This window comes from Streptomyces sp. NPDC048637, from assembly GCF_040650675.1.
Classification (GTDB): Bacteria; Actinomycetota; Actinomycetes; order Streptomycetales; family Streptomycetaceae; genus Streptomyces.
The window spans coordinates 72,258-85,163 of record NZ_JBEZHQ010000003.1 but is presented as its reverse complement, the minus strand read 5'-3'; the positions used below and the strand labels follow the sequence as shown (position 1 = coordinate 85,163).

The window sequence follows — 12,906 nt, the reverse complement described above, 5'->3', positions numbered from 1 at the left end:
GGGCCGCTCAGTGGGCGATCGTCCGGGCGATGTCCAGGGTGAGGCGCTGCCAGGGGTCGCGTGGGTCGCGATGGGTGAGGTCGCTGATACGGCGCAGACGGTAGCGCAGCGACTGCGGGTGGAGGCCGAGCTTGCGCGCGGCGGCGTTCGCGGAGCCCATGTCGAGGTAGGTGGTGAGCGCCGCCATGAGGTGGTGGCGGCCGGGCTGGACGAGGGGGCCGAGGATCAGGCGGCTGAGGTGTTCGGGAGTGGCGGCGGGGCGGCCGCCGAGGAGCGCCAGCACCTGGGCGTCCCCGTCCGTCAGGACCCGCGCGGGGTGGTGGGCGTGTGCGGGCGCCGTGTCCAGGGCGTCGGCCGCGAGACGATAGGCGACGGCGATCCGGTCCAGGCTCTCCCCCGAGATCGCACAGCCGCGCAGGCCCCGCTCGTGCAGGACCTCCGGCGCCCGCCCGCCGGCTGCGGCGGGCAGCAGCAGGACGAGGCGCGAGCCGCGGACCGTCGCCGGGAAGGTGCCCGCACCGCCGGGACCGTTGAGCGCGGCGAGGAGCCCGAGGGCGGCTTCCTGGGTCACGGCGGGTCCGGCCTCATCGATGGGCTCCGCCACCAACAGGCAGTAATGGTCGGTGAGTTGGACGCCCAGCCGGGCTGCCCGGTCGGTCAGTGCCCCGATGGAGGCGTGCCGGCCGGTGATCAGGTCGTCGAGGAGCAGCCGCAGTGCGCGGTCGCGGTCCCCGGCGAGGTCCTCGCTGGTGGCGGTGTACGCCGTGGCCATCTCCTCGGAGAGGGTGTCGAGGGTGGTCAGCGCCATGCGCGTGAGCGCGAAGGCGTCCGGTGCCGTCGGCGGGGGCGTGGCGGCCGCGATCTCGTCCGTCAGGACCGTCGCCGCGACCCGGTAGGCCCGCAGGACCGCCGGCATCGGGCGGCCGTCCGCGGCCCGTGCCGCCGCGATCCCGCGGAACCGCCGGAGATCGGCCGGGGTGAGTGCGCCGTCGGTGGCCCAGAGATGGAGCAGCCGGTCCAGTGCCCAGGCGGCGATGGCACGTACCTCGTGGAGCCGGCTGTCGTCGAGCACGGCGTAGGCCGGTACCTGCTCGCGTACGGCGGCGACGATCGTCGCGACGACCCGTGGGTCAGCGATCAGCTGCTGCCGGATGCGCTCCCGTTCCTCTGTCACAGGGTGATGATTCCACCCGCGTGTTGTGCGCAGCGCGGTGGACGGGTCTTGTCACTGTCGCCAGGATCTCGGGTGAGCACGCAGTCTCAGCGACGAGAGGCGGGACGTACGGATGGCGAAGCACTGGGCGGACTTCCAGTACGAGATCTATCTCCACGGCATGACGGGCGCCGTACCGCGGCTGCCGACGGATCTGACCCGGCTGGAGCGGCTCGCCGAGCAGCGTCTCGGCCCCGGACCGGTCGGCTATGTGGCGGGCAGCGCGGGCACCGGCAGCACCGCCGACGCCAACCGGGCGGCACTGGACCGCCGGCGGATCGTTCCGCGGATGCTCCGCGATGTGCAGGAACGCGACCTGTCCGTGGAGGTGTGCGGCCGCACACTGCCAGCGCCGCTCGCGCTCGCGCCCGTCGGAGTGCTGTCGATCATGCACCCGGACGCGGAGTCCGCCGCCGCGCGGGCAGCCGCGGACCAGGGCCTGCCGTACATCCTGTCCTCCGCCTCCAGCACCCCCATGGAGCAGGTCGCCGAGGCGATGGGTGACGGGGAGCGGTGGTTCCAGCTGTACTGGGCGAAGGACCGCGAGGTCACCAGGAGCTTCCTGAACCGGGCGAAGGCGGCCGGCTACACCGCACTGTTCGTCACGCTCGACACCCCGCTCCTCGCCTGGCGGCCGCGCGACCTCGACCAGGCTTATCTCCCGTTCCTGCACGGGGTGGGCACCGCCAACTACTTCAGCGATCCCGCGTTCCAGGCAGGGCTCGCCAAGCCGGTCCACGAGGACCCGAACGCGGCGGTCCGGCACTTCGTGGGGATGTTCGCCGACCCCGCCAAAACCTGGCCGGACCTGGCGTTCCTGCGGGAGAACTGGGACGGCCCGATCGTGCTCAAGGGCATTCTGCACCCGGATGACGCACTGCGGGCCGCCGAGGCCGGCGTGGACGGTGTGGTCGTCTCCAACCACGGCGGCCGCCAGGTGGCGGGCTCCGTCGCCGCCGCCGATGCGCTGCCGCGTGTCGTCGAGGCGGCCGCCGGCCGGCTCACCGTCCTCTTCGACAGCGGTATCCGCACCGGTGACGACATCTTCAAGGCGCTCGCCCTGGGCGCGCGGTCAGTGCTGGTGGGGCGGCCCTACGCGTACGGTCTCGGCCTCGACGGCCAGGCAGGCGTCGAGCATGTTCTGCGCTGTCTGCTGGCCGAGTTCGACCTCACTCTCGCGCTGTCCGGGCACTCCCGCCCCACCACCCTGACCGCCGACGACCTCATCGAGGAGTTCGTATGACCACCGCGCCGCACTCGGACCCGCTCCCGGAGCCGCACTCCGTGAAGAACGTGCTCGCCATCGTCTCGCCGCATGTCGGCGGCCGTACCGCCGGAGCCGCGCTGTCCGGTCTCTTCCCCGGCCAGGCCCGGGTCACCGTCGTCGAGTCGGCGGACGAGGACCCGGCGGCGCTGCGCGACGCCCACCTCCTGATCACCGGTCTGAGCCCGGTCACCGCGGACCATCTCGCCGCCGCACCGCAGCTGGAGCTGGTCCAGTGCGCCAGCCACGGCTTCGACTATGTCGACCTGGACGCGGCCCGCGAGCGGGGCATCCCGGTCTGCAACATCGGCTCCAGCGGCGCGGAGAAGCAGAATGTGGCGGAACAGACCTTCGCCCTGATGCTCGCCCTCGCCAAGCAGCTGGTCCCGGCCCACACGGCCCTCGTCGAGGCCGACTGGGCACTGCCGCGCCTGCAGCAGTCCCTGACCGAGCTGTCCGGCAAGACCCTCGGCATCATCGGCCTCGGCCATATCGGCGAGGAAGTGGCCCGTCGCGCCGTCGCGTTCGACATGACCATCGTCTACACGGGACCGAAGTCCGCCGGACCGGAGACCGAGGCCCGTCTCGGCGGCGCCCGCCAAATGAGCCTCGACGACCTGCTCCGCACCTCCGACTACATCACCCTGCACGCCCCGCTCACCGACCGCACCCGCCACCTCCTCGACGCGGAGCGCCTCGCCCTCCTCAAACCCACCGCGTTCGTCATCAACACCGCACGCGGCGCCCTCATCGACCAGGACGCCCTCGCGGACGCCCTGGAGGCGGGCACCCTTGCCGGGGCCGGCGTGGATGTCTTCGACCCCGAACCGCCCACGGCGGCGCTGCGTCTGCTCAAGGCCCCGAATGTGGTCCTCTCCCCGCACGTCGCGGGCGTCACCCGCGAGACGCTGGTCCGGATCGCCCTGGCGGCCGTGCAGAACGTCATCGACCATATGGCGGGCAAGCCGTTGCGGGACATCGTGTCGTAACGGCACCCGCCGGCCGCGCGGACGCACTCCTTCCTGAATTTCAGCCATTGTTCGGGGTACCGGTCCACGGGCCCGCACACAGGGGCGGGGCCGTGCGGTGGCGCGTTCCTGGCGCGCCACCGCCATTTCTCGACACGCCCGACGGCTGCCCCCTCGGCGACAGGAGTAGCGTCCGCCCGTTATCGGCTTCGACACGCTCCTCTCCGCACGGCGGCACCCTCACGCGTTGCCCGCCGACGGGCGGACAGGAGCGCAAGCAAGGCCTCACCTGGAAAGGCTGGCGCACCCTCGTGGAACCCCGTGGACGCACCCGATGGGCGATCGGCGGACTGCTCGCCGGCGGTATCGTCGTCAACTTCCTCGACCGTACGGCGATATCGGTGGCGAGCTCCTCGATCGCCGACGAATTCGGGCTCGACCTTCAGCAACTCGGTGTGGTGCTCTCGGCCTTCACCTGGTCGTACTGCCTGGTGCAGTTACCCGCCGGCATGCTCGTGGACATCCTGGGCGTATCGCGGCTCACCCGGATCGCCTCCGCGCTGTGGGCCGTTGCGGGCCTGCTGACCGCGGTGGCCGGCGGGGTCGGCCCCATCATCCTGGCCCGGCTGCTCCTCGGGGTGGCCGAGGGTCCCTCGATGGTCGGTGCCTCCAAGGCGACCGCGGCGTGGTTCCCCGTCAGTGAGCGCGGTATGGCGACGGCGCTGTTCGACGGCGCCACCAAGCTGGCCAACATGGTGGCGTTCCCGGTGCTGGCGTTCGTGATGAGCGAGTGGGGCTGGCGGGCCGGGTTCCTGTTCAGCGCCGCGGTCAGCCTGCTGTTCACCGTCGTGTGGTGGTGGGGCTACCGGGACCCGTCCGAGTACCGCTCGCTGCGCCCGGCGGAGCGGGAGTTCATTCTCCGGGGCGGGGCGCGGGACTCCGACCGGGGCGGGCTGCGGCAGTTCCGCTCGGCGCTGCGCTCGGGCAGAGTCTGGATCGTGGCCTGCGGCTTCGCCTGTTACGGCTACACCATCAACATCGTGCTGACCTGGATGCCCGAGTTCCTTCAACGGCAGTTCCACGTACGGCTGTTGCAGTCCGGCTTCTACTCGATGGTTCCGTGGGCGATGGCGACGGTCGCCGAACTCGCCGTGGGGGGCTGGCTGGTGGACCGGCTGATCCGCCGGGGCCGCGACCCGTGGGTGGTCCGCAGAACCGTGCTGACCTGCGGACTGGCGCTGGGCGGCACGATCGGCGCCGCGGGGAGCGCCGGATCCCCCGCCATCGCGGTCTGCTGGATGTCGGTCTCCCTGTCGGGGCTGGCCATCGCCGCGCCGGTCGCCTGGGGGCTGCCCGGACTGCTCGCCCCGCCGGGAGCGGTGGGGGCGGTCAGCGGGCTGATGAACTTTCTCAACACGGCGGCCACCGCGGGCGGTGTGCTGCTCACCGGCTGGCTGGCGCAGGTGACCGGGTCGTTCGACACGCCCTTCCTGTTCGCGGTCGCCGTGCTGGCGGTGGGGGTCGCGCTCTACTGGCGGGCGCTGCGCCCGGCAGCGGTGCGGGACCAGGGCTCGGCCCGGCAGCTGCACAAGGTCTGAGGCCTCGGGTGCGTCACCTCATACTCGACCAGGGTAGTTGCAAACGATGTGCAATAGCTGTGTCAGTCATCACAGATTCGCCGTCCCGCTCCAGGGAATCCCTACTGTGGCTGGGCAGTTCTCGGCAGGGGGGCGTGGAAGCGGCTATGCACACCGTCGGCCCGATTCCGCTCCGGTCCGAGCTGACTCGGGAGTGCCCCCGGCAGTCGCCGGAGCTGACCGGTCCCGCCCCGGATACCACCCCGGAAACCGCCCCTTCCGCATCGAGCGCCGCCGCGGCCGAGGTGCTCCGCCGATGAACGAAACGTCTGTTTTAGCGACCTGCCTGGCGCGACTGTCCTGGCCGCCGGAGCGGCTGGCCCGTGAGATCAACAGACGCTGCGGCAACGGCACCATCAGCAGCAAGGCCCCGTACAACTGGCTGAAGGGCGCGTGTCCCCGGCGCCAACTGCCGTACATCATCGCGAGGATCCTGTCCGACCACCTCGGCGAGCCGATCGCGGTCGAGGCGTTGTGGCCCGCGCACTTCCCGTCCACCGCGGCACCATACCGGCGGATCCCCGCTCAGCGGCGCCTCGCGACGCCCGTCCAGCGGCCGGCCGCCCTCGATCCGCTCACCGCGTCGGTGGACTGGCTGGTGGCCGACGAAGCACTGCCTCCGCCCTCGCGGTCGCGCGGCGAGGAGATCCCCGGGGTCGCGATCGAGGTGCTGACCGTCAGAATCCAGCAGTTGCGCCAGCTGGACGACAGCGGCAGCAGCGGGCTCGTACTGGACTGGGCGCTCCAGGACCTTGGGTGGGCGGAAAAGCTGGCCGCCAAGTACTCCTACGATGCCTCGACCGGACGGCGACTGCACCGCATCATCGCCGAACTCGGCCAGCTCACCGCCTGGCTGACGGCTGATCAGGGGATGGACGAACTGAGCAACTCCCGTTTCCTGGCCGCCCTGGGCGCCGCACGGGCCGCCGGCGACCGGCCGCTCGCCGCGTACATCATCTCCTGTATGAGCTACCGGGCCGGCTGGGCCGGCCGGGCGGAGGAGGCACTGCGCCTGATCCGTATCGCCCGCAAGGGGGCGGAGCACGAGGACATGGGCATCGGCCAGGCGCTGCTGGCCACCCGCGAGGCCAGGGCGCATGCCAGTCTCGGCGACGAGGCGGCCTGTCAACGGGCCCTGGACGATGCTGCCGAGCTCAGCCGGGCGGGCCGGCCCTCGGCCGAGCCGCCCTGGGCGTACTGGCTCACCCCCGCGGTCATGGTGGCCGATGCCGGACGGGCCTGGCTGGAGTTGGGGCGCCCCAAGCGGGCGGAGTGGCACCTCACGCGCGGGATCGAGCTGCTCCAGGGCAGCCAGCCGCGCAACCTGCTGCTGCACAGCGCCTCGCTGGCCGAGGCGCGACTGGCGCGCTGTGAGCTCGACGGCGCGGCGGAGGCCGCCACCGACGCACTGGCCCTGGCCGAGAACGTCAGTTCGCAGCGCGCCCACGCGCGGCTGATGGCGCTGCGGCGGCGGTTCGTCCGGTACGACAGCGCGGTGGCGCGTGACATCGCGCAACGGGCCGACGATCTGCTGGCAACGGGCGGGCGCGGACGGCGGGCTGAGGCGTGATCGCGAAGTCCCGTCGCCGGCCGTGCCGTTCCGCGGCCGTCAGCGGATCATCGCCGCCCCTCTCCTCGTGTCTCCTCGTGCGGTGGCGCGGGAGCGCGTCCCGCTCGGCGCACACTGAGGGGTGACCTCACCACCGCGTGATCTTCCCTGACACGACCCCTCGACACGGAACGGCATCCAGGAGAAGCAGGAACATATGCGAGTCACCCATGAGGCACCGCTTGCCCCGATGACGACGCTGGGCATCGGAGGACCGGCGGCGGTCCTCTTCGAGCTGTTCGACCCCGCGGACTTCCCCGAGTTCGTCGCGCTGGCCGACGCCTCCCCCGGCGAGCCGGTCTGCCTCGGCGAAGGAAGCAATGTGGTGGTCAGCGACGCCGGATGCGAGGGCGCCGTGCTGCGGATGAGCACCAAGGGCGTCCGCATGACCGGGAGCACCCCCGATGGACGGGTGCTGGTCGAGGTCCAGGCCGGTCACCTCCTCGGCGACCTGGTCGACACCACCATCGCCGAGGGCCTCACGGGAATGGAGATGCTCGTGGGCATCCCCGGGACCACCGGCGCCACACCGATTCAGAACGTCGGCGCCTACGGTCAGGAGACCGCCGACTGCCTGGTGGAAGTGACGGCGTGGGACTGGGAGTTGCGCCGCATGGTCACCCTGGACACCGCGGCCTGCGGGCTGGGCCACCGCACCAGCGTCTTCAAACGCTCCCGCCGGTGGACCCTGCTGACCCTGGTCTTCGCGCTGCGCCGGTCCGAGCTGAGCGCGCCGGTCACCTACCGGACGGTCGCCGCCGCACTCGATGTCCCGGTCGGGAGCAGCGTTCCGCTGGACGAGGTGGCCCAGGCGGTGCTCGCTGTCCGACGGAGCAAGGGCATGGTGCTGGGCTGCAGCGGCACCGACGACAGATCGGTCGGCAGTGTGTTCCTCAGCCCCGAGATCTCCCCCGCACAGGCCGACAGTCTGCGGGCGCGCAACGCGCCGGTGAACCACTTCCCCGACGGCTCGACCCGGGTGAGTGCAAGCTGGCTCATCCGGCAGGCCGGTTTCGCACTGCGCACCCCGATCGTCACGGGAGTTCGCATTTCCTCCCTGCACTACACACTGGTCGCCGAGGAGGGGGCGACCGCCGCCGGCTTCACCCGGGCGATCGAACTCGTACGCCAGGAGGTGCTGCGCCACACGGGGGTCCGGCTCACCTCCGAACTCGACTTCCTCTGAGTCGGCCCACCGCCCCGCGGGGGCGTTCCACTGACGCATGGGACGGCTGAACACGGGGCCGGATCAGGGGTGTTGCTCCGGGATCAAGAACCCAATGCGCTTGACGCGGCACGCGGCCTCGGATGAAATATTTCGGCGGTTGCGCAATATCTCCGCAACGACCGGAAATACTCCGGAATTAAATTAACTTTCTTTGGAGGGGACCATGGAGAACGTCACCATCAACGTGGACGAATTCGACCTCGACCTGGACATGGAAATCATGGAGTCGGCCGCGACCGCCGTGAAGGCGCAGGACGCGAAGCTCATGACGCAGGTCTGCCCGCCCACCTCCTGGCACTGCTGACACACGGGTGCGGGGTGGTGCGGGCCGACGTCCGCACCACCCCGCACCGTCGTCGGACGAAGCGGTGTCAGGGGAACGAGGCGGGGAGCCAGCGTGGTCGGTACGGGGCAGGTGGCATTCGAGTGCGGGAAAGTGGCTCTGGTACGGGCCGCGGCCCTCCCGCTGCCCTCGGACGACAGCCCCGCCCGGCAGCCCCGGCAACCCGGCGGGGCCCCGCCCGAAGAAGACCGGCTGCGCCGGCAGATTGCGGAACTCGCCGCCGACCCACGGCTCATGGAGGCGGTGAGCCTGGCCAGCGCGAGCCTGGCGGCGGAGGTGGACCGGGCCGTCGCCGGGGAACGGCTCCGACTCAAGTCGCTTCGCCGTATCGCGATGTCGCTGACGAAGTACCACTCACGGATGGCCCACCGCCCCACCCCGTTCGGCCTGTTCGCGGGGGTCGGTCTCGCCGGGTTCGGGCCCGCGCCCGCCTGGGAACCGGTCGGTGGCAGCCGCAGCGTGACCCGGCCGGACGCGGCCTGGCTGGACGGCGTGCTGGAAACACTGCGCGAGGTCCCCGCCGTACTGGAACGTTCGCGGCTCACGGCCAACAACCTGCACACCGTACGGGACGGCCGGCTGGTGCTGGTCGACCACCATGACCGCACCGGAGAACGGCAGTTGGCGGGATCGGTGCGCCACACCCGGGTGGTCCGGCACCTCCTGACGGCCGCGGCGCGCCCCGTGCCCTTTCCCCGGCTGGTGGCGGAGGGGAAACGACAGTTCCCGCAGGCACCCGAAGGCGCGGTCGAGGGCAGCATCGTGCAGCTCGTCCGCGGCCACTTCCTGCTGACCGACCTGACGCCGCCGCCCGACTGCACCGCCCCCCTCGACCACGCACGCGACCGGCTGCACGGGATCGACCATCCGGCGGCCCATGAACTGTGCGCGATCCACGCCGAGTTGAGAGCCCTGGATGCCGCACCGCCGGGCGACCGGCGGACCCGGCTGACCGCGGTCTCCGCACGGATGCGGGCGGTGCAGCCGGCTGCCGACGTCCTTCAGACGGACCTGTCCCTGGACGTGCGGCTGACACTGCCGGATGACGTGGCCCGGGAGGCGGCGCATGCCGCGACGGTGCTGTGGCGGACGTCCCCCGTCCACCGCGGCACTCCGCACCTGCGCGACTACCACCTGGCCTTCCTTGAACGCTACGGCACCGACCGGCCCGTCCCGGTCCTGGAACTGCTCGACGACGCCCGGGGGTTGGGGCTGCCCCGCGCCTACCGGCAGCCCGGTGCCGTGCCCGCCCCCGAGTCCGGGGCGCGCGACCGGGTGCTCGGCGAGCTGCTGATGGACGCGGCCCGCCGTGGCGCACGGGAAGTGGTGCTCGACGAGGAGACCGTACGCGCCCTGGAACCGGCGGAGCGCGGGCCGGCCCCCCTGAGCATGGAGGTGGGGGCCGAGCTGGTGGCACCGGGCTGGGAGGCTCTGTGCGACGGGGATTTCCATCTGGTCCTCGCGCCTCAGGCGGTGTCGCCGCTGGCCGGGGCGATGTTCAGCCGGTTCGCGCCGGTATTCGGCCGGTCGGGCGCGCGGATCGGGGACCTGGCGCGGCACGCGGAGCAGAGCGCACCGGACGACGAGATCCCTGCCTGTGTCGCCTACCGGCCCAGGGTGGCGCGAGCCGGCAATGTGTCCGCCGTTCCGCAGTGGCTCTCCCATCGCATCCCCCTGGGTGTCGGCCCCGCCGCGGCGGAGACGGCGCACGATCTGCTTCTGGAGAACCTGGCGGTGTCGGCGGACGCGGAGTGCCTCCGGCTCGTCGACGGACCGACCGGCCGCAGGGTGCGGCCGCTCTCGTACTCGATGCTCCACCCGGGCAACGGCCATCTTCCGTATGTGGCGCGCTTCCTGCTGGAGCTCGGGCAGGAAGGCCGGTCCTTCTGCGCACCCTGGAGCTGGGGAAGCTGGGCCTCGGCTCCCGCGCTGCCGCGGGTGCGCCACGGCCGGACCGTGCTCTCCCCGGCGCGGTGGCTGCCGGACCGGGCGCTGCGCGCCGCGGCCGACCAGGGGGACGAGGAGTGGGGTGCGCAGGTCGGGCAGTGGCGGCGGCGCTGGGACGTCCCCCGGCGGGTGCTGCTCACCAGGGCCGACCACCGCGTCGCGGTCGATCTCGACGACCCGCTGCATCTCCTGGTCCTCCGCGACGAGGTGCGGCGGGCGGCCGGTCTGACGCTGGTGGAGCAGTTCGGAGGACGAGCGGAACGGCAGTGGTTCCACGGTCCCGAGGGCGCCCATGCCGCCGAGTTCGTCTTCCCCGTCTTCGCCCGGCCCACCGTCCGGAACACCAAGCACAGCACCCGGCAGGCCCTGCCCGTGGCGGCGCCGGCCCCGCTCCCGACGGGTGGCCCGGACAGCGGCCGCAGCGCGCGCACCCACCTGCCCGGCGGCGAGTGGCTCTACGCGAAGATCTATGTGCCCCACGCCCGCCAGCCGGAGGTGCTGGCCCGTCACCTCGGTGCACTGACCGGCCCCGAGCTGCTGGGCAGGGCGGGCGCCGACCTCTGGTTCTTCCTCCGTTACGAGGATCCGGTACCGCACATCCGGCTGCGGTTCCACGGCAAGCCGGAATCCCTGTGGCCGGTGCTGCTGCCCGAGCTGCACTCCTGGGCGCGGGCGCGTGCGGAGGCGGGGCTCCTCGGGAAGGTGGTCCTGGACAGCTACGAGCCCGAGGTCGAGCGGTACGGCGGACCGGCCGCCATCGGGCCCGCCGAGCGCGTCTTCCACGCCGACAGCGAGTCCGTCGTCACACTGCTGGCCATGGCCCCCGACCAGCTGGGCGATCCGTCCCTGCCGGCCGCGCTGGGCATCCTCGACATCGTCACCCGCCTCGGCTCCCCGGAGGAGGCACTCAACTGGCTCAGCAGCCCGAAGGTGCTGGAGCGCCGGGGCGAGGTTCCGCGGGCCCGGAAGCAGGAGGTCGCCGCGCTGCTGGACGCGCACGCCCGTCCCCGGCCACCGGCCGCGGCGGACGGCTGGGGCGTGGGATGGAGCACCCGTGGCCCGGCGCTGGCCGGCCTGCGCGAGGTGCTGTCCGCCGGTGCGACGGACCATGACCGGACGGCACGGATCGCCCTGAGCCTGACCCATATGCACTGCAACCGGCTGCTCGGCCCGCAGCCCGAACAGGAACTGACGGCGCATGTGACGGCCCGTGAGGCGCTGGCGCTCTGGCTCGGCCGGAAGAGGCACCACAGATGACCGCACCCCTCGCGCTGTGCGACGCGGCATCGGACCTCGCACACCGCGTCGCCGGTCTGCTGAGTTCACCGGAGCAGGTGGCCGGCACCGCCCACGAGGCGTTCGCCGTGCTGCCACCGGAACTGCTGCAGCCCGCCTGGCAGCCCGCGTCACTGCTGCTGGGGCACCCCGGTATCGCGCTGCTGCACACCAGGTGCGCCCGGAACGAGGCACGGCATGCGGCGGTCGGGCACGCCCACCTCGCGGCGGCCGTCGCGGCGGCCACCGACGCCGGCCCGGCCGCGGTCGGTGATCTCCTGCTGCCCGCACGGCTGCACGCCCGTGCGCACGGCGGATATGCCCGGCTGCTGGCGCGCTGCGCCGAGGTGCACGCCGGATACGTCCGGGCCCATGTCGCCCGGCTGGTGGCGCGGCGGCAGGAGCACGGTCCGGGGCTGGCGGTCGGCGATTACGACGCGATCTCGGGCCTGGCGGGCGAGGGCCGTGCCCTCCTGCTGGCGGCCGACCACGGCGACGAACGGTGCGCGCAGGCGCTCCGCGACGTCCTGGACTTTCTGGTCGGGATGACGCATCCCCTGAAGTCCCCGGCAGGAGACGGAAGCCAGGTGCCGGGGTGGTGGTGCGCCCCCGACCGGTACCTCGTCCCGCGGGACCGCGCGGAGTTCCCGCACGGCGACTTCAACGTGGGTGCCGCCCACGGGGTGTGCGGCCCCCTCGCCCTGATGTCGCTGGCCCACCGCTCCGGACACCGGGTGACGGGCCTGCGCGACGCCCTTCGCCGGATGGCCGACTGGGTGCTGAGCGTGGGGTATACGGACGACCTGGGCATGCGGTGGCCCGGCCGTATCGCCTGCCCGGAGGAAGCCCGGCGGTCGTCGCAGCCCCCGCTGTCGGCCCAGGCACCCCAGGAGGCGGGGGCGAGGAGCAGGCCGGGATGGTGTTACGGGACATCCGGGATCGCCTGGACCCTGTATCTGGCCGGGCAGGCACTCGGCGACCCCCGGCTGACGGCCGTGGCCGAGGACGCGGTCAACGGCCTGGTGCGCCGACCGTTCGATGCGGCCGTGTCCGCCGACCCGGGCTTCTGCCATGGCCGTGCGGGCATCCTGCACACTGTCAGCCGCATGGCCGTCGCCACCGGGCGTACCGAGTGGTGGGCGGCGGCGGACGCTCTCGCCCGGGAGCTCGTGGCGGAGTGCGACCTCCGAACTCCCTTTGGCTACCGCCAGGTTCTGCCGCCGACCCCCCTCTCGGGGCCCGCACCGCACCGGGTGCACCACCCGGGTCTGCTGGACGGCGCCGCCGGAATCGCCCTCGTACTGGCCGACTACGCCGACGCCCGCCGGGGAGTCGCCCTCGACGAGGTGAACGGCTGGGACGCGGCCTTCCTCATGAGCTGACGCGCTCGCTCATCGTGCCCGGGGCGCCCCGGGTGCAAGC

The 12,906-nt window shown here is 72.4% G+C and carries 9 protein-coding genes; 8 read left to right on the top strand and 1 reads right to left on the bottom strand.

Going from position 1 to position 12,906, the window contains the following annotated elements; genetic code table 11:
• Positions 1-7: 7 nt before the first annotated feature.
• Complete coding sequence (locus AB0C46_RS05570) at positions 8-1,174, bottom strand: helix-turn-helix domain-containing protein (protein WP_362825910.1); 1,167 nt, start codon at positions 1,172-1,174, stop codon at positions 8-10.
• A gap of 112 nt (positions 1,175-1,286) precedes the next feature.
• On the opposite strand from AB0C46_RS05570, the gene AB0C46_RS05565 reads away from it, so the two are divergent.
• The 8 genes from AB0C46_RS05565 to AB0C46_RS05530 all read left to right on the top strand — a co-directional run bounded on the left by AB0C46_RS05565 (position 1,287) and on the right by AB0C46_RS05530 (position 12,866).
• Positions 1,287-2,456 carry a lactate 2-monooxygenase gene (locus tag AB0C46_RS05565; RefSeq protein ID WP_362825909.1) on the top strand — a complete coding sequence of 390 codons (1,170 nt, stop codon included), beginning with the start codon at positions 1,287-1,289 and terminating at the stop codon, positions 2,454-2,456.
• A complete protein-coding gene (locus AB0C46_RS05560) occupies positions 2,453-3,466 on the top strand; it encodes an NAD(P)-dependent oxidoreductase (protein ID WP_362825907.1) in 1,014 nt (337 codons plus the stop codon). The genes AB0C46_RS05565 and AB0C46_RS05560 overlap by 4 nt, the downstream gene beginning before the upstream one ends.
• Before the next feature lie 290 nt (positions 3,467-3,756).
• Entirely contained in the window at positions 3,757-5,043 is a 1,287-nt protein-coding gene (locus AB0C46_RS05555) for an MFS transporter (protein WP_362825906.1), read from the top strand.
• 295 nt (positions 5,044-5,338) lie between these two features.
• The gene (locus AB0C46_RS05550; RefSeq protein WP_362825905.1) at positions 5,339-6,652 is read left to right on the top strand and encodes a hypothetical protein; all 1,314 of its coding nucleotides are present in this window, start codon (positions 5,339-5,341) and stop codon (positions 6,650-6,652) included.
• 175 nt (positions 6,653-6,827) lie between these two features.
• On the top strand, positions 6,828-7,877 hold the full coding sequence (locus AB0C46_RS05545; protein ID WP_362826423.1) for a UDP-N-acetylmuramate dehydrogenase: 1,050 nt from the start codon (positions 6,828-6,830) through the stop codon (positions 7,875-7,877).
• A gap of 205 nt (positions 7,878-8,082) precedes the next feature.
• Entirely contained in the window at positions 8,083-8,223 is a 141-nt protein-coding gene (locus tag AB0C46_RS05540) for a hypothetical protein (RefSeq protein ID WP_362825903.1), read from the top strand.
• 132 nt (positions 8,224-8,355) lie between these two features.
• Positions 8,356-11,466, top strand: a complete 3,111-nt coding sequence (locus AB0C46_RS05535; protein ID WP_362825902.1) for a lantibiotic dehydratase — start codon at positions 8,356-8,358, stop codon at positions 11,464-11,466.
• The gene (locus AB0C46_RS05530; RefSeq protein WP_362825900.1) at positions 11,463-12,866 is read left to right on the top strand and encodes a lanthionine synthetase C family protein; all 1,404 of its coding nucleotides are present in this window, start codon (positions 11,463-11,465) and stop codon (positions 12,864-12,866) included. The genes AB0C46_RS05535 and AB0C46_RS05530 overlap by 4 nt, the downstream gene beginning before the upstream one ends.
• The last annotated feature ends 40 nt before the right edge of the window (positions 12,867-12,906 follow it).

What these genes read in the sequence shown, in the direction of transcription:
- AB0C46_RS05530 (WP_362825900.1), top strand. Translation starts at nt 11,463, where the DNA reads ATGACCGCACCCCTCGCGCTGTGCGACGCGGCATCGGACCTCGCACAC.
- AB0C46_RS05565 (WP_362825909.1), top strand. Translation starts at nt 1,287, where the DNA reads ATGGCGAAGCACTGGGCGGACTTCCAGTACGAGATCTATCTCCACGGC.
- AB0C46_RS05540 (WP_362825903.1), top strand. Translation starts at nt 8,083, where the DNA reads ATGGAGAACGTCACCATCAACGTGGACGAATTCGACCTCGACCTGGAC.
- AB0C46_RS05550 (WP_362825905.1), top strand. Translation starts at nt 5,339, where the DNA reads ATGAACGAAACGTCTGTTTTAGCGACCTGCCTGGCGCGACTGTCCTGG.
- AB0C46_RS05560 (WP_362825907.1), top strand. Translation starts at nt 2,453, where the DNA reads ATGACCACCGCGCCGCACTCGGACCCGCTCCCGGAGCCGCACTCCGTG.